The following is a 19408-nucleotide window of genomic DNA, read 5'->3' as shown; positions in this document are numbered from 1 at the left end:
ATCATCCCATGATTACCCGCTTCGTTTCCGGTCTTCTCGTCGCATTGGCTGTTGTCGTGCCGATAATGGCGCTCATGCCCGCAGCGCAGGCGCAGCTCTCGTTCCGCGTCGGGCCGGGCGGACAGTTCCAGCCGATGCCCATCGCCGTTGCCGACTTCTCCGGCGAGGGCGATCTCGGGCAGCGTGTGTCCGGCATCATCACCAGCAATCTGCAGCGCTCGGGCTATTTCGCGCCGCTCGACAAGTCGCGCTTTCCCGAGCGTCCGTCCTTCGACGCGGCGCCGCGCTTCGATGCCTGGAAGATGGCCGGCGCACAGGCGCTCGTGACGGGCCGCGTCTCGCGCGATCCGTCGGGCCGGCTTCGCGCCGAGTTCCGCCTGTGGGACATCGAGTCGGGCCAGCAACTCGCCGGTCAGCAATACGTGACGGATGCCAATTTCTGGCGCCGCGTCGGCCACATCATTTCCGATGCGGTCTATACCAAGGTGACGGGCTTCGGCGGCTTCTTCGACACGCGCATGGTGTTCGTCGATGAATCGGGACCGAAGGAGAACCGCCGCAAGCGGCTCGCGATCATGGATCAGGACGGCGCCAATGTGCGCTACCTGACTCAAGGCGATACCTCCGTCGTGGCGCCGCGCTATTCCCCGGCGACGCAGGACATCACCTACATGTCGCAGACTGAGGGGCAGCAGCCGCGCGTTCAGGTGATCAACCTGGAGACCGGTTCGCGCCAGGTGCTGGGCAACTTCCCCGACATGGCGTCCTCGCCGCGCTTCGGACCCGAGGGCCAGCGCATCGTCATGAGCCTGCAGCAGGGCGGCAACGCCAACATCTTCATGATGAATCTCGGCTCGCAGGCGACCACGCGCCTGACCTCGACGGGTGCCATCGACACCTCGCCGTCCTTCTCTCCGGACGGAAAGCAGATCGTGTTCGAGAGCGACCGCGGCGGCAAGCAGCAGATCTACGTGATGAACGTGGACGGTTCCGACCAGCGCCGCATCTCGTTCGGCGACGGCTCCTATTCGCAGCCGGCCTGGTCGCCGCGCGGCGACTACATCGCCTTCACCAAGCAGCGCGCGGGCGGCTTCGCCATCGGCATCATGAAGCCGGACGGCTCGGGCGAGCGCATTCTCACGGAGGGCTTCCACAACGAGAGCCCGACCTGGGCGCCCAACGGCCAGTACATCCTGTTCTTCCGCGATCCTGGCGGACAGGCCGGCGGCAAGCTCTACATGGTCGACATCACCGGCCGCGTCGAGCAGCCGGTCCCGACCCCGTCCTTCGCCTCCGACCCGACCTGGTCGCCGCTTCTGACCGAGGCGCGGTGACAAGCAGCGTATCCGCCTGCCATGGCCGGGCTCGTCCCGGCCATTTGCATTTTGATTTATCTCTCACCTCATCCCGAGGAGGTCGCGGAGCGACCGTCTCGAAGGAGGATCCGGCGTTCTCTGGAACCTCCTTCGAGACGCAGACTGCGTCTGCCCCTCAGGGCAGAACAAACCGGGATCACCGGCACGAGGCCGGTGATGGCATGGCAGGAGCAGTGGAGTGACAAAGGGCGCCGGCAGCGCCCTTTTCTTCGTTCAAGCCCTCAGCGGAGCCGCGCCGCCCATCTCGTCCTTGCGGCCCTTGAGCTTGAAGGCGAGGACGAGGAGGGAGATGCCGAAGACGAGGGCATAGGCGCCCAGCCACCAGGTCAGCACCACGGCGCCGATGAGCGGGGCGCCCAGGAGCGCGATGCCGAACAGCACCGAGATGACGCCGCTGAAGATCAGCCAGCCGCGGCCGTAGGTCGGGTTGAGCTTGAAGGCGGCGACGATCATCAGGACGCCGCTGATCAGCGACCACACCGCCATCAGGGTCACGAAGAACAGCAACGTCAGCCCCGGCATCAGGAAGGCGATGATGCCGACCAGGATGTTCAGGATGCCGCCGAGGATCAGCAGGCCCCAGCGCTGGTTGTTGGAGGCGGCCCGGACCGCCCCGACGATGCCGAAGACCCCGTCGACCAGCATATAGGCCGCGAACACCCAGACCAGGGACAGGAGCGTCGCTCCGGGGGAGAAGAAGGCGATGAGCGCGAAGACGATGGCGAAAACGCCGCGAAGCGCCAGTGCCCACCAGTTCTGCGCCAGAAGCTGGCTCATGGCGTGGGTGCGATCAAAGGAGTCGGAAGAGCCGGTGGTGCCTGTAGCCATGGATGTCCTCCTCGAAAAGGGACGCAGCGACCTTGACTGAGGTCAACGCCAAGCTTGACCGTTTGTTTCCACCATTGTGCTCCCGCATTTTGTCTTCCCCATGTCGATCCCATGTCGATGCATTCGGCCGGGGCTCCAAATCGTCCGTGGCTTGGTTTCTTCCCTCATTCTAGGGAGGATTCATGCTCCTTGTTCTGGGCAAGCCTGCGCCGCAGCGCGAGCTTCCGGCGTCTCAGGCGGACCCGCCGCTTCAGCCGGAAGGCGCGGATGAGAAGCGCCAGGGCGAGCCAGACGAGTCCGATCACGATCGGGGACACAACCACCAGTGGAAAGGCGGCGATCAGGGCGGCAAGCGCCAGGAGCGCGAAAGCGATGAGTGCGACACTGCTCGCCTCCGTCGCCGTCAGCGACCGCGAGCCGACCGCCTTGCCCACCGTGCTCGAGAGCGCCAGAGCGCCGGCCGCCAGCCGGCGCACGCCGCCCTTCTTGTAGCGCTGGCCCCGTCGCGAGCGCATGTTCCTGGCCTGCCGGCGGCGGGATTGCCAGCCGGGAACGATCTCGGTCGCGTTGGCGAGATCCTCCAGGTACATCGCTTCCATGGCTTCGGCGAAGGCCGCGTCCTCGATCACCACGTCGAGCTCCCAATTGGTCGCCCAGCTCGCGATGTTGAGATTGGTGGAGCCGACGCGGGACCAGCGCCCATCCGCCACGGCGGTCTTGGCGTGGAGCATCGAGCCGTTCCACTCGTAGACGCGGATGCCGGCCTCGACCAGCGAGCGGTAGCCCGCCCGCACCACCGGCTGCAGGGCGGGCACGTCGCTCGAGCCCGGCACGAGGATGCGCACGTCCACCCCGTCCCGCGCCGCCTCGCCGAGCGCCTGCACATAGGAGGTGGTGGCGACGAAATAAGCGTCGGTGAGCCAGAGATTGCGCTGCGCGGTAGCTGCAATGAACTGGTCGACCCGGTAGGTGCGGAGCATGCCGGGCTCGCCGCTGATGACCCGCGCCGCCACGGGTCCCACCTGCGCAATCGTGCCGGCATCGGGCAGCTCCGATTTCGGGATCGGCTTCATGCCGGCGAGAGCCCAGCTCTCCGCGAAGCTGGCATCGAGGTCCGCCACCAGCGGGCCTTCCACGGACAGGCCCGTGTCGCGCCAGGGCTCGGTGCCCTTCTTGCCGATCCAGCTGTCGGAGACGCACAGGCCGGAGACGAAGCCGATGCGGCCGTCGACGGTGATCAGCTTGCGGTGGTTGCGGCGGATCCAGAACGGGTCCGTCAGCCGGGGCGGATTGAAGACCTTGGCCTCGATTCCGGCCTCGCGCAGGCGCCGCCAGAAACCGGGCAGGGCGCGGAAGGACGAGCCGAGCCAGTCGTAGAGCACGCGCACGCGAACGCCGGCGCGGGCGCGCTCGATCAGGGCATCCGCGAAGGCCCGGCCGGTCACGTCGTCGGCGATGATGAAGTTCTCGAAATGGATGATTGTCTGCGCCTGGCGGATCGCCTCGAGCCAGGCGGGATAGTTTTCCCGCGAATCCCGCAAAAGCGCGATCGCGTTGCCCTCGCGCAGGTCGCTGTCGGCGATGCGTGCGAAGGCCCGCTCGAGACGCAGGTCGTCCAGCGCTTGGCGATAGGGTGGTCCGAAGCTCACAGGTTGGGTCGTCACGATATTCATGACCTCTCAACGCACCAGACCGCCAATTCGCAGCAGCGCAGCTTCATGCTTACCCAACGGCATCAAACGCAGCCTCACATGAAGTTCATTTACGGTCGATTAACCCTAACCCCAACTTCCACAACTTGGCCATAATTCACCTTAATCCCGCGTGGTCTCCTCATGGTTGACGGAACCCTCCTTTAACCATCCTCCCGATATGAAAGACACAACGTTCGGCAAACGTATGTGTAAGGAGTATTGCCAATGATGACGCTGCGCGCCGTCAAGTTCGCCGCTGCCTTGGTCCTCGCCCTCGGGGCGGCGGCCTGTTCGTCCAACAAAGATGGGGCCGATGGAGCAGGCGGCTTCGGCGCCGGCGGCGCCGCGACCCCCGGAAGTGCCCAGGACTTCGTCGTCAACGTGGGCGACCGCGTGTTCTTCGAGACCGATTCGACCGACCTGACCCCCACCGCCGCCGCGACCCTCGACAAGCAGGCGCAGTGGCTGCTGCGCTATCCGCAATACACCTTCATCCTCGAAGGCCATGCGGACGAACGCGGCACCCGCGAGTACAACTTCTCCCTCTCGGCCCGCCGCGCGCAGATCGTGCGCGACTACCTGATCTCCCGCGGCATCCAGGGCAACCGCTTCCGCACCGTGTCCTACGGCAAGGAGCGTCCGGTCGCTGTCTGCAACGACATCTCCTGCTGGTCGCAGAACCGGCGCGCGGTGACAGTGCTCGGCGGCGGCGCCGGGGCATAAAGCCTCATCGGGATCAAGCCCTCGTGAAGACGAAGAGCGCCGCCACGATCTCGCCGTGGCAGCGCTTTTGTGTTATCGGCCCTCTTCGATTGAGGACCTCACGGTAATCCCAACATGTTTCGACGCCTGTTTGTCTTTTTCGCCTTCGCCCTGGCTTTCGCCGGCCCCGCCGCGGCGCAGGACGCTGCCGACGCGATCGTGCGCCTGAACCGGCTCGAGAGCCAGTTCCGCCAGCTCTCCGGCCAGATGGAGCAGCTCCAGTACGAGAACCGGCAGCTGAAGGACCAGCTGCGCAAGTTCCAGGAGGATGTGGAGTTCCGCTTCCAGGACAGCCGTGGCGGCTCGCGGCCGTCCTCCTCGTCCCCTTCCGCGACCCCCTCACGTCCGGCCCCCGCTCAGCCGCAGCCGGCGCCCGCCCAGCCCCAGCGCCGCAGCGACGTCTTCGATCCCTCCGAAACGCCGGATGCGCCCGGCGCGCCCCGGCCGCTCGGCTCTACGCCGCCATCCGCGCCCCTGTCGGCGGATGCGGGCCGTCCCATGGCTCTGCCCGGCGGGCAGCTCGCCGGGATCGGCGACCTGATCGAGCAGGACGGCGTCGAGGGCGCGCCGATGGATGGCACCCCCCATGACCGTATGGCCGCCCTTCCGCAGGGCGCCATCGTCGAGCGCCCCGGCCCGAGCGTCGCGGCGACCAGCGTCGGCAACCCGCGTGCGGATTTCGATGCGGCCTATGCCTCGTTCTCGCAGAAGCAGTACGACCAGGCCGAGATGGGCTTCCGCCGTTTCCTCCAGTCCAATCCGCGCGACAAGCTGGTGCCCGAGGCGACCTTCTGGCTCGGCGAGACCTATCTCCAGCGCAGCCGCTACCGCGAGGCCGCGGAGCAGTTCCTGAACGTCTCGGCCGAGCATCCCGATACGCCCAAGGCCCCCGACGCCCTGTTGCGGCTCGGCATCTCGCTGAACGGGATCGGCGCCAAGGATCGCGCCTGCGCCGTCTTCGCCGAGCTCGACCGCAAGTATCCGCAGGCCTCCGCGCCCGTCCGTCAGGCCTCCGACCGCGAGCAGAAGCGCATCAAGTGCAGCTGAGCCGCTGAAGAATTTATAGGACCTTAAGCGATGTCCGCCCCTCCGCCGCCCGACGATACGCTCCCGGATGATGGACTGGAGGGACTTTTCGCTTCCCTCAACCACGCCTCGGGCATCGTCGCCGCCGTCTCCGGCGGGCCGGATTCGATGGCCCTCATGCATCTCCTGGCCCGCTGGCGCGCGACCGCCGAGCGTCCGTCCGTTCTCGTCGCCACGATCGATCACGGCCTGCGGCCGGAAGCGGCCGACGAGGCTGCCTTCGTGGTGCGCGAGGCCGCCGCCCTCGGGCTGCCCCATCGCATCCTGGCCTGGTCCGGCGACAAGCCGTCGGCGGGCATCCAGGAGGCCGCGCGCGAGGCGCGCTACCGCCTTCTCGTCGGCCATGCCCGGGAGGAGGGCGCCTCCCACCTCGTCACCGCCCATACCCTCGACGACCAGGCCGAGACGGTGATGATGCGCCTCTCCCGCGGCTCCGGCCTCTCCGGTCTCGCCGGCATGCGTCCGGAAACGGACAGGCAGGGCATCCGCCATGCGAGGCCGCTGCTCGACTGGCCGAAGGCCCGCCTTCTCGACCTCTGCCACGGGCAGGGCTGGCCTTTCGTCGTCGACCCCTCGAACGCGAACGAAGACTATGCCAGGGTCCGCTGGCGCAAGCTCATGCCGTTCTTGGCCGAGGAGGGGCTGACGGCCGAGCGCCTCGCACGGCTCGCGGAGCGGGCCGCCCTGGCCGACGAGGCCCTCGATCTCAAGGCGCAAGAGGCGCTGACGCGCACCGAACCGGTTCTCTCCGAGCGAGGCCTGTCCTTCCGGGGCGTCGTCTTTGCCGAGGAGCCCTTCGAGATCGCCCTGCGGGTACTGGAACAGGCCCTCGCCCAGGCCGGTCTCGATCTGGAAAACAGTCGCCTGAACCGACTCGAATCCTGCACCCTGCGGCTGCGTGAGGCCGTCCGGGCCGGGGAGGCGTTACGCCTCACCGTCGCCGGTGCGCTCGTGCGGCTGGATCATTCGGGGCAGGTGTCCATGGCGCAGGAACCACCGCGCCGGCGTGGCCGTTAGCCAAATCTCTTAGCCAACTGAGGTGGGATCGTGCCGCATGGGTGCCGCATTCCCTTGGCAAGGCGGGACGGTATGCCTACATTGAGTTCAACCGCGCGGGGAGATCTCCTCACGCTTCATCTCCCTCTGGGGCAGAACCTGATCCGATGAATTCAAATTTCCGCAACTTCGCCTTGTGGGTCGTCATCTTTCTCCTGGTGCTGGCGCTCGTGACCCTTTTCCAGAGCCCGGGCCAGCGCGGCGGCGGCAGCGACATCGCCTATAGCCAGCTTCTGAGCGATGCCGATTCCGGGCGCATCACCAGCGTGGTGATCTCCGGCCCCGAGATCAGCGGCACCTATACCGACGGTCGCACCTTCACGACCTACGCGCCGAGCGATCCGATGCTGGTGACGAAGCTGCAGCAAAAGGGCGTGCAGATCACCGCCCGTCCGCAATCGGATTCGACTCCCTGGTTCATCGCGGTCCTCATGAACATCCTGCCCATCGCGCTCTTCATCGGCGCCTGGGTCTTCCTGTCGCGCCAGATGCAGAGCGGCGCCGGCCGGGCCATGGGCTTCGGCAAGTCCAAGGCGAAGCTTCTGACGGAGGCGCATGGCCGCGTCACCTTCGACGACGTCGCCGGCATCGACGAGGCCAAGGAGGACCTGCAGGAGGTCGTGGAGTTCCTGCGCGATCCGCAGAAATTCCAGCGCCTCGGCGGCCGCATTCCGCGCGGCGTGCTGCTCGTCGGCCCTCCCGGCACCGGCAAGACCCTGACGGCGCGTGCGGTCGCGGGCGAGGCCAATGTGCCCTTCTTCACCATCTCCGGCTCGGACTTCGTCGAGATGTTCGTCGGCGTCGGCGCCTCCCGCGTGCGCGACATGTTCGAGCAGGCGAAGAAGAACGCCCCCTGCATCATCTTCATCGACGAGATCGATGCGGTCGGCCGCCATCGCGGCGCCGGCCTCGGCGGCGGCAACGACGAGCGCGAGCAGACCCTCAACCAGCTGCTGGTCGAGATGGACGGCTTCGAGGCCAACGAGGGCGTGATCATCATCGCCGCCACCAACCGTCCCGACGTGCTCGATCCGGCGCTGCTGCGCCCGGGCCGCTTCGACCGCCAGATCGTCGTTCCCAACCCGGACGTGGTCGGCCGCGAGAAGATCCTGCGCGTCCATGTGCGCAAGGTGCCCTTGGCTCCCGACGTGGACCTGAAGATCATCGCTCGCGGCACTCCCGGCTTCTCGGGCGCGGACCTGATGAACCTCGTCAACGAGGCGGCTTTGCTCGCCGCCCGGCGCGGCAAGCGCATCGTCACGATGAAGGAGTTCGAGGACGCCAAGGACAAGGTGATGATGGGCGCCGAGCGCCGCACTCTCGTCATGACCGACGACGAGAAGCGCCTGACCGCCTATCACGAGGCCGGCCATGCGGTCGTGGCCCTGAACGTCCCGGCGACCGATCCGGTCCACAAGGCGACGATCATTCCGCGCGGCCGCGCGCTCGGCATGGTCATGCAGCTCCCTGAGCGCGACAAGCTGTCCATGTCCTACGAGCAGATGACCTCGCGGCTTGCCATCATGATGGGCGGCCGCATCGCCGAGGAAATGATCTTCGGCCACGACAAGGTGACCTCCGGCGCCCAGTCGGACATCGAGCAGGCGACGCGTCTTGCCCGCATGATGGTGACCCGCTGGGGCTTCTCGCCCGAACTCGGCACGGTGGCCTATGGCGAGAACCAGGAAGAGGTCTTCCTCGGCATGTCCATGGGGCGCCAGCAGAATGTGTCCGAGGCGACGGCCCAGAAGATCGACTCGGAGGTCCGCCGCCTGGTCGAGGACGGGCTCAACGATGCCCGCCGCATTCTGACCGAGAAGCAGCACGAGCTCGAGGCCCTGGCCCGCGGCCTCCTGGAATACGAGACCCTGTCGGGCGAGGAGATCCGCAACCTCCTCGACGGCCAGCCCCCCGTGCGCGATACCGGCGACACGGTGACTCCGAGCCGCGGCTCCGCTGTTCCGACCACCCGCCCCGGCCGCCCGCGGGAGAGCGACGGTGGCATGGAGCCGCAGCCGCAGGCCTGATTGGCCGGCAAACCCTGAAAACCCATGACGCCCGCTGCTTCAGCGGGCGTTATTTTTGTTTACCTCGAAGTACTGATATTCTTAAGGGCCGGGTTTCGGGCATGTAACAATCGCTTATCACTTGTGATGGCGCGAATTGGCTCTGAGCCTTGACCGAATTCGGGGAGGTTGCTTTGAAAAGGCCAAGACGCGCCACAGCGCGACGGAATGCGGAGACAAAGCACGTGCGTAAATACTTCGGAACAGACGGCATTCGCGGCCGCGCGAACGGGATCATCACACCGGATCTCGCCCTCAAGGTCGGGCAGGCCGCCGGCCTCATGTTCCAGCAGCGGGGCGATTATCGCCACCGGGTCGTGATCGGCAAGGATACGCGGCTCTCCGGCTACATGATCGAATCCGCCCTCCAGGCGGGCTTCACCTCGGTCGGCATGGACGTGCTGCTCCTCGGCCCGATCCCGACGCCCGCCGTCGCCATGCTGACCCGCTCCATGCGCTGCGACCTCGGCGCCATGATCTCCGCCTCTCACAACCCCTACGAGGACAACGGCATCAAGCTGTTCGGCCCCGACGGGTTCAAGCTCAGCGACGACATGGAGCTGCAGATCGAGGCCCTGATCGATTCCGACCTGACCCGGCGCCTGTCCGAATCCGCCGCCCTCGGCCGCGCCAAGCGCATCGAGAGCGTCCAGGCCCGTTACATCGAGTTCGCCAAGCGGACCCTGCCGCGCCAGATAGACCTCGAGGGCATGCGCGTGGTGATCGACTGCGCCAACGGCGCCGGCTACAAGGTCGCCCCGGAGGCCCTGTGGGAGCTCGGCGCCGAGGTGGTGTCGATCGGCGTCGAGCCGAACGGCTTCAACATCAACCACGATGTCGGCTCCACGGCGCCGGACGCCCTGATCCACAAGGTGCGCGAGCTGCGCGCCGATGTGGGCATCGCCCTCGACGGCGATGCGGACCGGGTGCTGATCGTCGACGAGAAGGGCCACAAGGTCGACGGCGACCAGCTCATGGGCGTGGTGGCCCGCTCCTGGAAGGAAGACGGCCGCCTGGCCCAGCCCGGCATCGTCGCGACGATCATGTCCAATCTCGGCCTCGAGCGCTATCTGACCGGCATGGGGCTCGGCCTCGTGCGCACGGCGGTCGGCGACCGCTACGTGCTCGAGCACATGCGCGCCAACGGCTACAATCTCGGCGGCGAGCAGTCCGGCCACATCATCATGTCCGACTACACCACCACCGGCGACGGCCTGGTGGCCGCGCTCCAGCTCCTCGCCGTGGTCAAGAGCCTGGACAAGCCGGTCTCGGAAGTCTGCCATTGCTTCGAGCCCCTGCCGCAGGTGCTCAAGAACGTGCGCTACAAGTCGGGCAAGCCGCTTCAGGAAGCCTCGGTCATCAAGGCCATCGAGGCCGGCCGCGAGACCCTGGGCCAGGCGGGCCGCCTCGTGATCCGTCCCTCCGGCACCGAGCCGGTCATCCGCGTCATGGGCGAGGGCGACAACGAGGACCTCGTCAACCGCGTGGTCGACGACGTGGTCGAGGCGGTGACGCAGGCGGCCTCGAAGGCTGCCGCGTAAGAGCGCGACTTCTTCCCTCTCCCCTTTGCGGGAGAGGGTGCCCTGCGAAAGCAGGGTGGGAGAGGGGGCGTGCTCAACCTGACTGCCCCTCTCCCGGCTCACTCCGTTCGCCACCCTCTCCCGCAGAGGGGAGAGGGTAAAAAAATGGCTGACCTCAAACAAAAACCCCGGCAGTACTGCCGGGGTTTTTGTTTGAGGTCTCCTACTACTCCGCCGGATGAGCCGGCGGAACCTCTTTCCTCCGCGACGGCAGATCCTCTCCGTGCGGGACTTGACCCGTCTGGGCGCGGAGCTTGTCGAGCATCTCGCTCACGTAAGTTGCGGGCTTGGTGAAGCCGCCGAGGAGCAGGTAGATCGAGGGCACGACGAGCACGGTGAGCATCGTCGAGACCGTGACGCCGCCCACAATCACCGAGCCGATGGCGTTGCGCGCCTCGGCGCCAGCGCCGGTCGACCAGGCGAGCGGGACGGCGCCGCCGATCATGGCGATCGAGGTCATCAGGATCGGCCGCAGGCGCAGCACCGAGGCCTCGAGCACGGCGTCGTGCACGGAATATCCGCGCTCACGCAGCTGGTTCGAGAACTCGACGATCAGGATGCCGTTCTTGGTCATCAGGCCGATGAGCAGGATCATGCCGATCTGGCTGTAGATGTTGAGCGTCTGTCCGGTGATGAACAAGGCTAGCAATCCGCCGGTCACCGCGAGCGGCACGGTGAGCATGATGATGAACGGGTTGATCCAGCTTTCGAACTGCGCCGCCAGCACCAGGAACACCACCAGGAGCGCCATGGCGAAGGTCACGTAGATCGCGCCGGTCGAGTCGAGGAAGTCCTTGGACTGGCCCGTATAGCCGATGCGCACTTCCGCCGGCAGGTTGTCGCGGACGATCTGCTGCAGGATCTCGAGGCCCTCGCCGATCGAGACGCCGGGCGTCAGGGACGACTGGATCGTGATCGAGCGCAGGCGGTCGAAGCGGTTGAGCGCCTGCGGCGCGGCCGATTCCGTGAGGGTCACGAAGGAGGAGAGGGGGACGAGCTCGCCGTTGCCCGCGCGGATGAAGGTATTGGTGAGATCGTTGGGCGATGCCCGGTCCTCGGGCCGTGCGCGCATGATCACCGGATACTCGTCGCCGCGGCTGACGAAGGTCGAGACCTCGGTCTCGCCGAACATCAGTTCGAGCGTGCGGCCGATATCCTCCACCGAGACGCTGAGATCGGCGGCGCGCTGCCGGTCGATCTGGACGCGGATGTCCGGCTGCGACTCGCGGTAGTTCGAGTCCATGTTGACGAACTTGCCCGTCTCCTGGGCCTTCTGCATGACGAGGTCGCGCCAGCCGCGGATCGTGTCGTAATCGGGACCGCCGAGCACGAACTGGATCGGCTGGCCGAAACCGCCGGCGCCGCCGAAGGCGGGCGGGTTGACCAGCGACACGCGCGCGCCGGGGAAGGTCGACACCTTCGGCGTCATCTGGCGCACGATGTCCTGCTGGCTCTCCGTGCGGTCCTCCCACGGCACGAGACGCACGATCACGATGCCCTCGTTGACGGGGGAAGGGCGCGCGAAGCCGGGGGCCACCTGGCTCAGCATGGAGGCGACGAGGCCCTGCTCCTGCAGGGGCATGAGGGCGCGCTCGACCTCCTTCACCCGGTCGCGGGTGTAGTCGAGGTTCGCGCCCTCCGGCGCCTGGAGGCGGACGATGATGGCGCCGCGGTCCTCCGTCGGAGCGAACTCCTTCGGCAGGGACTGGAACAGGCCGTAGGCCGAGAGCGACACCAGGAAGCCGATGAACAGGAGGACGACCGGAATCCGCAAGGCGCGCGAGAGCAGCCAGCGGTAGCCGCCGTTCATCTTCTCGAAGACCGGCTCGGTCATGCGCTGGATCCGGCCATGGGCCGGGACCATCAGCTTCGAGCACAGCATCGGGGTGAGCGTGCGCGCCACGACGCCCGAGAAGAAGATCGAGGCGGCGAGGGTGATGCCGAATTCGCGGAAGAGCTTGCCGGTATTGCCGGTCATGAAGGCGAGCGGCACGAACACCGCCATCAGGGTGGCGGTGGTGGCGATCACCGCGAAGCCGATCTCGCGCGCGCCGTCGAAGGAGGCGAGCAGCGGCGGCTGCCCTTCCTCGATGCGCCGGTGCACGTTCTCGATCTCCACGATGGCGTCGTCCACCACGATGCCGATGGCGAGCACGATGGCGAGCAGAGTCAGCACGTTGATCGATGCGCCGAAGAAGGACATCACCATGAAGGCCGCCGTGATGGAGACGGGGATCGCCACCATGGCCACGATGGTGGAGCGCCAGTCGCGCAGGAAGACCAGGATGACGAGGATCACCAGCGCCACGCCTTCCACGAGGGTGTGCAGCACGCCGTCGATGGAGGCGCGGATGAACTGGCTCTCGTCATAGGCGATCTCGGCCGTGGTGCCGGGCGGAAGCGAGGACTTGAGCTCCTCCAGCTCCTGGCGCACGCCATCGACGACGGCGAGCGTGTTGGCGGTCGACTGGCGCACGACGCCCATGCCGATGGCGGTCTCGCCCGACTGGTAGAATTCGAAGCGCGTATCCTCCGGCCCGACCTCGACTCGGGCGACCTCGCCGAGGCGCACGAGATAGCCGCTCTTGTTGGTGACGATCACCTGCGAGAACTGCTCGGGCGTGGCGAGACGGGAATCGGTCTTGACGGTGAATTCGCGCTGCGAGGACTCGATCCGGCCGCCGGGCAACTCGACGTTCTGGCGCTTGATGGCGGTTTCGAGATCCTGCACCGTCAGGCCGCGGGCGGCGAGCGCCGGGCGGTCGACCCAGATGCGCATGGCGAAGCGCCGTTCGCCGCTTAAGTTGACGTTGGCGACGCCGGGGACGGTGGACAGGCGGTCCACATAGACGCGCTTGAGGTAGTCGCTGAGTTCGAGGGCGTCGAGGGTGGTCGAGGTGACGCCGACCCACATGATGGCCGAGGCGTTCGCATCGACCTTGCGCACCACCGGCGTATCGGCACCGTCCGGCAGGCGCCCGGAGACGCGGGACACGGCGTCGCGTACGTCCGAGGTCGCGGCTTCCGGATCGCGGGAGACCTCGAACTCGATGGAGACCGAGGAGCGGTCGTTCTGGCTCTGGGACGTGACCTGGCGAATGCCCTCGATGCCGGCGACCGCGCCCTCGATGATCTCCGTCACCCGGCTCTCGATCACCTCGTTCGAGGCGCCGCGATAGACGGTGGAGACCGAGACGACCGGGCGGTCGGTCTGCGGATATTCGCGAACCGGCAGGTTCATGAGCGCGGCAAGGCCACCCACGATCAGCAGCAGGCTGACCACGACGGCGAAGACGGGGCGACGGATGAAGAGGTCTGAAACCTGCATGGTTCTATTCGATCCCGTTAGGGTTTTTGACTAAGCTCGCGGTGTCATCCCCGGCGAGCGAAGCGAGAGAAGGGGATCCACGATCACGCTCGGCGTTATGGATCCCCTTCCCGGTCCTGCGGACCGCCGGGGATGACACGAACTGGTTCACTTCCGTTCAGCGGCCTGGGCGCTGCCGATGGCCTGCGGCACGTTCAACGAGGAGCGGGAGGGCTGCTCCCGGTTCGCCGCGGGAACGGGGGCGGCCGGGGCGGGGCCGCCGCCGGATCCCACCGGGCGGGCGATCACCTCGGCGCCGGGCCGCACGCGCTGAACGCCCATGACGACGATCGTCTCGCCGGCTTTCAGCCCGTCCACCACCTCGACCTTGCCGCCCTGGCGCTGGCCGATGGTGATGACGCGGCGCTCCACCTTGCTGTCCTTCACCGGATAGACGAGGTGGCGCAGGCCCTCGCTGACGATGGCCTCCTCCGGCACCACGACGGCATCGTCCTTGGTGGACACTTCGAGCGCCACCGACAGGAACATGCCGGGCTTGAGGGCCTCGTCCGAATTGTCGAACTCGGCGGTCAGGCGCGCCGTGCGGGTGGTCTGGTCCACGCGGGGATCGATGGTCGCAACGCTGCCCTTGAAGATGCGGCCCTTATAGGCGGCGGAGGTGGCGTTGACCGTCTGGCCCGGTTTGAGGCGCCCGAGAAGATTCTCCGGCACCGCGAAGTCGAGACGGATCTTGGACAGGTCGTCGAGGGAGGTGATGCGGGTGCCGGGCGCCACATAGGCGCCGAGCGAGACGGAGCGGGTGCCGACGCGGCCGGGGAAGGGGGCGCGGATCATCAGGTCCTCGAGGCGGGCCTCGGCGGCCTTGCGCTGGGCGCGGGCGGAGGCGATCGAGCCGTCGAGCGACTTGATCTGGGCCGTCAGGTCGTCGACCTGGGCGCCGGTGCCGGCGCCGGTGCGGCTGAGCGCCTGGGCGCGTTCGAGCTTGATGGCGACTTCGTTGCGGAGCGCCTCGGCGCGGCTCGCCTCGGCCACGGCCTGCTCGATCTCGGCGCGCCGCTCGGCGGCATCGAACTGGATCAGCATGTCCCCGGCCTTGACCTTCTGGCCCTCGGCAAAGCCGATCTCGCCGACGATGCCTGCCACCTTGGCGGTCACAGTGATCGATTCATAGGCACGCACCGTGCCGACCGATTCCCGCATCTCGACGATGCGCCCGGTCTTGACGATGTCCACGTCGACCGCCGCAGGGCCTGCCTGACCGCCACGGCCACGGCCGCCGGGACCGCCCTGAGCGCCGGCCTGCTGCGTGGGTGGTTGGCTCACATAGGCGCCGATCACGGGCAGATTGGCCAAATGGCCGCCCTTATAGGCGTACCAGCCGCCAAAGCCTGCTGCCCCCAGCACGGCAATGACGGCGAGTTGACCGGACACACGCATGCTCGCTCCTTACTCGTCTTGAGGCCTTGTCGGCTCTTTGCTCATAATTATCGGAAGTTGTCCTAGCACAATATATGCCAAGTGCTGTGACCATAACGCAGCAAACACGATGTTTTGTATTACGATTTCGTAATCTGTCTCTCCCCCGAAAAGTAGGTTCCGGCACCACAGCCATACCCGGCAAGTTCGATAATGTCCGCTTCGATGCTGGGTGAGAATACCCGGACGACTCCGGGATCTTGATTGGCGGTCTCAAATCCTGTTGACCGTGACCCGAGGCTCCGTCATACCGGTCGGCGGGACACCTCTCCCCACCGAGAGGCGCCCATCTGTAAGGATGGATTACAATGACAAACCTGCCCGCCGCGCGTCCGCGCGCGCCTTTCTTTTCGTCCGGCCCCTGCGCCAAGCGCCCCGGATGGTCTCTCCAGAACCTCAAGACCGACAGCCTCGGCCGCTCGCACCGCGCGAAGCTCGGCAAGGCGCGCCTGAAGCTCGCCATCGACCTCACCCGCGAGGTGCTGGACGTGCCGGCCGATTACCGCATCGGCATCGTGCCCGCCTCCGACACCGGCGCCGTGGAGATGGTGCTGTGGTCGATGCTGGGTGCTCGTCCGGTCGACATGCTGGCCTGGGAAAGCTTTGGCGAGGGCTGGGTCACGGACGTGGTCAAGCAGCTGAAGCTCTCAGACGCCCGCGTGATCAATGCGGCTTACGGCGAGCTTCCCAACCTTAGCCAAGTCGACACCAAGAACCGCGACGTGGTCTTCACCTGGAACGGCACCACCTCCGGCGTGCGCGTGCCGAACGCCGACTGGATCGCGGCCAACCGCGAAGGTCTCACGATCTGCGACGCAACCTCGGCGGCCTTCGCGCAAAAACTCGATTTTGCGAAGCTCGATGTGGTCACCTTCTCCTGGCAGAAGGTTCTGGGCGGTGAAGCGGCCCACGGCATGCTCATCCTCTCGCCCCGCGCGGTGGAGCGGCTCGAGAGCTACAAGCCGGCCTGGCCGCTGCCGAAGATCTTCCGCATGACCAAGGGCGGCAAGCTCATCGAGGGCATCTTCGAGGGCGAGACCATCAACACGCCGTCCATGCTCGCGGTCGAGGATTACATCGATGCGCTCGAATGGGCGAAGTCCATCGGCGGGTTGAACGCCCTCGTCGCCAAGGCCGATGCCAATGCGAAGGTCATCCATGACTGGGTCGCGAAGACCCCGTGGATCGCCAACCTCGCCAAGGTGCCGGCGACGGCCTCGAACACCAGCGTCTGCCTCGTCATCGCCGATCCCGACGTGGTCGCGAAAGGCTCCGAGGCCGTGGCGCAGGTCGCCAAGGGCATCACCTCCGCGCTCGACAAGGAGAACGTGGCCCTCGACATCGGCGCCTATCGCGATGCGCCTCCCGGCCTTCGCATCTGGTGCGGCGCCACCGTCGAGCAATCCGATCTCGAAGCCCTGACGCCCTGGCTCGACTGGGCCTTCGCACAGGAAAAGGCGAAGCTCGCGAAAGCGGCTTGATGCTTCTCTTCCCTCTCCCCTTTAGCGGGAGAGGGTGGTCGGCAAATGCCGACCGGGAGAGGGGTCGTTCTTGTCAAAAGCACCGCCCCTTTCGCCTCACTCGCAACAGATTCCGCCCCTCTCCCGACCTCGCTTAAGCGAGGCCACCCTCTCCCGCAGAGGGGAGAGGGTTTTCAGAGGTGCACCATGCCCGCTCCCCGCGTTCTCATTTCCGATGCTCTGTCCCCCGCCGCCGTGCAGATCTTCAAGGATCGCGGCATCGAGGTCGATTTCCAGCCCGACCTCGGCAAGGACAAGGACAAGCTTAGCCAGATCATCGGCAACTACGACGGCCTTGCCATCCGCTCCGCCACCAAGGTGACGGCGAAGATCCTCGAACAGGCCACGAACCTGAAAGTGATCGGCCGCGCCGGCATCGGCGTCGACAATGTCGAGATTCCCGCCGCCACGGCGAAGGGCGTCATCGTCATGAACACGCCCTTCGGCAATTCCATCACCACCGCCGAGCATGCGATCGCCATGATGTTCGCGCTGGCGCGCCAGATCCCGCAGGCCGATGCCTCGACACAGGCCGGCAAGTGGGAGAAGAACCGCTTCATGGGCGTCGAGCTCACCGCCAAGGTGCTCGGCGTCATCGGCTGCGGCAATATCGGCTCCATCGTCGCCGACCGCGCCATCGGCCTGCGCATGAAGGTGATCGCCTACGATCCGTTCCTCTCGCCGGAGCGCGCCATCGAGCTCGGCGTCGAGAAGGTGGAGCTCGACGAGCTGCTGCGCCGCGCCGACATCATCACGCTGCACGTGCCGATGACCGAGAAGACGAAGAACGTGCTCTCGGCCGAGAACATCGCCAAGACGAAGAAGGGCGTGCGCATCGTCAACTGCGCCCGCGGCGGCCTCGTCGACGAGGCGGCATTGCGCGCAGCCCTCGATTCCGGCCATGTGGCGGGCGCCGCCTTCGACGTGTTCGTCGAGGAGCCTGCCACCAGTAATCCGCTCTTCGGTCATCCCAACGTGGTCTGCACGCCGCATCTGGGGGCCGCCACCTCGGAGGCGCAAGAGAACGTGGCGCTGCAGGTGGCCGAGCAGATGTCGGACTACCTGCTCCAGGGCGCGATCCAGAATGCGGTGAACTTCCCGTCGATCACCGCGGAAGAGGCGCCGCGCCTGAAGCCCTTCGTCGCGCTCGCCGAAAAGCTCGGCTCCTTCCTCGGCCAGCTCACGGAGGCGCCGATCAAGGGCATCCGCATCGAATACGAGGGCGCGGTCGCAGAGATGAACACCCGCGCGCTCACCTCCGCCGCGGTGACCGGCGTGCTGCGCCCGTTCCTGCAGGACATCAACATGGTGTCGGCTCCGCTGGTGGCGCGCGACCGCGGCATCACGGTGGAAGAGGTCAAGCGCGAGAATGCGGCGCGCGACTACGAGAGCTTCGTGCGCATCGTCGTCGATGCGGAGGACATGGCGCGCCATGCCGGCGGCACCGTGTTCCAGGACGGCAAGCCGCGGGTCATCGAGATCCGCGACATCGCGGTCGATGCCGAGTTCGCGCCGCACATGATCTATGTGCGCAACGACGACAAGCCCGGCTTCATCGGCCGCTTCGGCACGCTGCTCGGCGAATCCGGCGTCAACGTCGCGACCTTCGCGCTCGGCCGCGACAAGCCCGGCGGCGATGCCATCTGCTTCGTCTCGGTCGACCAGCCGGTCTCCGACGAGCTCCTGCGCATGATCGAGGAGATCCCGCAGGTCAAGCGCGCCCGCGCGGTGCGATTCTAAAACGAGAACTCGAGGACCCGATCATGGCTTCGTCACCGTCGCAACGCTTCGTCCTGACGCTCGCCTGCGCGAACCGTCCCGGTATCGTCGCTGCCGTGGCGGGGCACCTGTCGGATGCGGGCCTCAACATTCTCGACGCCCAGCAATACGACGACACGCAGACCGACCGGTTCTTCATGCGTGTCGTGTTCGATCCGGTCTCCGGCAAGAGCGATCTCGATGCGCTGAAGAGCGGCTTCACGCCCCTGGCGGAGCGCCTCGGCATGAGCTGGACCCTGCGCGATCCGAGCCAGAAGCGGCGCGTCATGCTGCTGGTGTCGAAATTCGACCATTGCCTTGCGGACCTGCTCTATCGCTGGCGCATCGGCGAGCTCGACTTCGAGCCCGCGGGCGTGATCGCCAACCATCCGGCCGAAACCTACCCCCATGTGGGCCTCGGCGACATTCCGTTCCACTATCTTCCGGTCACCAAGGACACGAAGATGGAGCAGGAGACGAGAGTCTGGGAAATCATCCGCGATTCCAAGACCGATCTCGTGGTGCTCGCGCGCTACATGCAGGTTCTGTCTGACGGTCTCGCCGCGAAGCTTACCGGGCGCTGCATCAACATCCACCACTCCTTCCTTCCCAGCTTCAAGGGCGCCAAGCCCTATCACCAGGCCCATGCCCGCGGGGTGAAGCTGATCGGCGCGACGGCACATTACGTGACCTCCGATCTCGACGAGGGCCCGATCGTCGCACAGGACGTGGAATCGATCACCCATCGCGACTCGGCGGAGGATCTCGTGCGCAAGGGCCGCGACATCGAGCGCCGCGTGCTGGCCCGCGCCGTGCGCTACCACCTGGAAGACCGCATCCTGCTCAACGGGCGCAAGACGGTGGTGTTCGCGGATTAG

Annotated in this window: 13 protein-coding genes; 9 read left to right on the top strand and 4 right to left on the bottom strand. The window is 66.5% G+C overall.

What is annotated here, in order from left to right; translation table 11 throughout:
• The first annotated feature begins 8 nt into the window (after window positions 1-8).
• Window positions 9-1334, top strand: a complete 1326-nt coding sequence (tolB, locus tag BB934_RS08550) for a Tol-Pal system beta propeller repeat protein TolB (protein WP_099509251.1) — start codon at window positions 9-11, stop codon at window positions 1332-1334.
• A 255-nt stretch (window positions 1335-1589) separates the two neighbouring features.
• On the opposite strand, the gene BB934_RS08545 is transcribed toward tolB, so the two are convergent.
• Complete coding sequence (locus BB934_RS08545; RefSeq protein ID WP_099509250.1) at window positions 1590-2204, bottom strand: HdeD family acid-resistance protein; 615 nt, start codon at window positions 2202-2204, stop codon at window positions 1590-1592.
• Between the two features lie 164 nt (window positions 2205-2368).
• Window positions 2369-3877 carry a phospholipase D-like domain-containing protein gene (locus tag BB934_RS08540; protein WP_099509249.1) on the bottom strand — a complete coding sequence of 503 codons (1509 nt, stop codon included), beginning with the start codon at window positions 3875-3877 and terminating at the stop codon, window positions 2369-2371.
• Between the two features lie 246 nt (window positions 3878-4123).
• Here BB934_RS08540 and pal point away from each other — a divergent pair, with 246 nt between their 5' ends.
• The 5 genes from pal (at window position 4124) to glmM (ending at window position 10409) form a co-directional block, all read left to right on the top strand.
• On the top strand, window positions 4124-4621 hold the full coding sequence (gene pal / locus BB934_RS08535; RefSeq protein WP_099509248.1) for a peptidoglycan-associated lipoprotein Pal: 498 nt from the start codon (window positions 4124-4126) through the stop codon (window positions 4619-4621).
• A gap of 114 nt (window positions 4622-4735) precedes the next feature.
• Window positions 4736-5707 (top strand): tol-pal system protein YbgF, encoded by a 972-nt coding sequence (ybgF, locus tag BB934_RS08530; RefSeq protein WP_099509247.1) that lies wholly within the window; start codon window positions 4736-4738, stop codon window positions 5705-5707.
• Between the two features lie 30 nt (window positions 5708-5737).
• Entirely contained in the window at window positions 5738-6763 is a 1026-nt protein-coding gene (gene tilS, locus BB934_RS08525) for a tRNA lysidine(34) synthetase TilS (RefSeq protein ID WP_099509246.1), read from the top strand.
• A 146-nt stretch (window positions 6764-6909) separates the two neighbouring features.
• Window positions 6910-8829: an ATP-dependent zinc metalloprotease FtsH gene (ftsH, locus tag BB934_RS08520; RefSeq protein ID WP_099509245.1), complete on the top strand. Its 1920-nt coding sequence runs from the start codon at window positions 6910-6912 to the stop codon at window positions 8827-8829.
• 224 nt (window positions 8830-9053) lie between these two features.
• Complete coding sequence (glmM, locus tag BB934_RS08515; RefSeq protein WP_099509244.1) at window positions 9054-10409, top strand: phosphoglucosamine mutase; 1356 nt, start codon at window positions 9054-9056, stop codon at window positions 10407-10409.
• A gap of 205 nt (window positions 10410-10614) precedes the next feature.
• On the opposite strand, the gene BB934_RS08510 is transcribed toward glmM, so the two are convergent.
• Both BB934_RS08510 and BB934_RS08505 read right to left on the bottom strand, forming a co-directional pair.
• Entirely contained in the window at window positions 10615-13776 is a 3162-nt protein-coding gene (locus BB934_RS08510) for an efflux RND transporter permease subunit (RefSeq protein ID WP_099509243.1), read from the bottom strand.
• A gap of 147 nt (window positions 13777-13923) precedes the next feature.
• Complete coding sequence (locus tag BB934_RS08505) at window positions 13924-15213, bottom strand: efflux RND transporter periplasmic adaptor subunit (protein ID WP_099509242.1); 1290 nt, start codon at window positions 15211-15213, stop codon at window positions 13924-13926.
• Between the two features lie 347 nt (window positions 15214-15560).
• On the opposite strand from BB934_RS08505, the gene BB934_RS08500 reads away from it, so the two are divergent.
• From BB934_RS08500 to purU, 3 genes are all read left to right on the top strand, one after another.
• Window positions 15561-16733, top strand: a complete 1173-nt coding sequence (locus BB934_RS08500) for a phosphoserine transaminase (RefSeq protein ID WP_099509241.1) — start codon at window positions 15561-15563, stop codon at window positions 16731-16733.
• A 186-nt stretch (window positions 16734-16919) separates the two neighbouring features.
• The gene (gene serA / locus BB934_RS08495; RefSeq protein ID WP_099509240.1) at window positions 16920-18512 is read left to right on the top strand and encodes a phosphoglycerate dehydrogenase; all 1593 of its coding nucleotides are present in this window, start codon (window positions 16920-16922) and stop codon (window positions 18510-18512) included.
• Between the two features lie 23 nt (window positions 18513-18535).
• Window positions 18536-19408, top strand: coding sequence for a formyltetrahydrofolate deformylase (gene purU / locus BB934_RS08490; RefSeq protein ID WP_099509239.1), 873 nt, complete (start codon window positions 18536-18538; stop codon window positions 19406-19408).

This window comes from Microvirga ossetica, from assembly GCF_002741015.1.
Lineage (GTDB): Bacteria > Pseudomonadota > Alphaproteobacteria > Rhizobiales > Beijerinckiaceae > Microvirga > Microvirga ossetica.
The sequence above is the reverse complement of the archived record's forward strand: the minus strand, read 5'-3'. Positions and strand labels throughout refer to the sequence as shown.

What these genes read in the sequence shown, in the direction of transcription:
- pal (WP_099509248.1), top strand. Translation starts at nt 4,124, where the DNA reads ATGATGACGCTGCGCGCCGTCAAGTTCGCCGCTGCCTTGGTCCTCGCC.
- ftsH (WP_099509245.1), top strand. Translation starts at nt 6,910, where the DNA reads ATGAATTCAAATTTCCGCAACTTCGCCTTGTGGGTCGTCATCTTTCTC.
- ybgF (WP_099509247.1), top strand. Translation starts at nt 4,736, where the DNA reads ATGTTTCGACGCCTGTTTGTCTTTTTCGCCTTCGCCCTGGCTTTCGCC.
- BB934_RS08505 (WP_099509242.1), bottom strand. Translation starts at nt 15,213, where the DNA reads ATGCGTGTGTCCGGTCAACTCGCCGTCATTGCCGTGCTGGGGGCAGCA.
- BB934_RS08510 (WP_099509243.1), bottom strand. Translation starts at nt 13,776, where the DNA reads ATGCAGGTTTCAGACCTCTTCATCCGTCGCCCCGTCTTCGCCGTCGTG.
- purU (WP_099509239.1), top strand. Translation starts at nt 18,536, where the DNA reads ATGGCTTCGTCACCGTCGCAACGCTTCGTCCTGACGCTCGCCTGCGCG.
- BB934_RS08500 (WP_099509241.1), top strand. Translation starts at nt 15,561, where the DNA reads ATGACAAACCTGCCCGCCGCGCGTCCGCGCGCGCCTTTCTTTTCGTCC.
- tilS (WP_099509246.1), top strand. Translation starts at nt 5,738, where the DNA reads ATGTCCGCCCCTCCGCCGCCCGACGATACGCTCCCGGATGATGGACTG.
- tolB (WP_099509251.1), top strand. Translation starts at nt 9, where the DNA reads ATGATTACCCGCTTCGTTTCCGGTCTTCTCGTCGCATTGGCTGTTGTC.
- BB934_RS08540 (WP_099509249.1), bottom strand. Translation starts at nt 3,877, where the DNA reads ATGAATATCGTGACGACCCAACCTGTGAGCTTCGGACCACCCTATCGC.
- BB934_RS08545 (WP_099509250.1), bottom strand. Translation starts at nt 2,204, where the DNA reads ATGGCTACAGGCACCACCGGCTCTTCCGACTCCTTTGATCGCACCCAC.
- serA (WP_099509240.1), top strand. Translation starts at nt 16,920, where the DNA reads ATGCCCGCTCCCCGCGTTCTCATTTCCGATGCTCTGTCCCCCGCCGCC.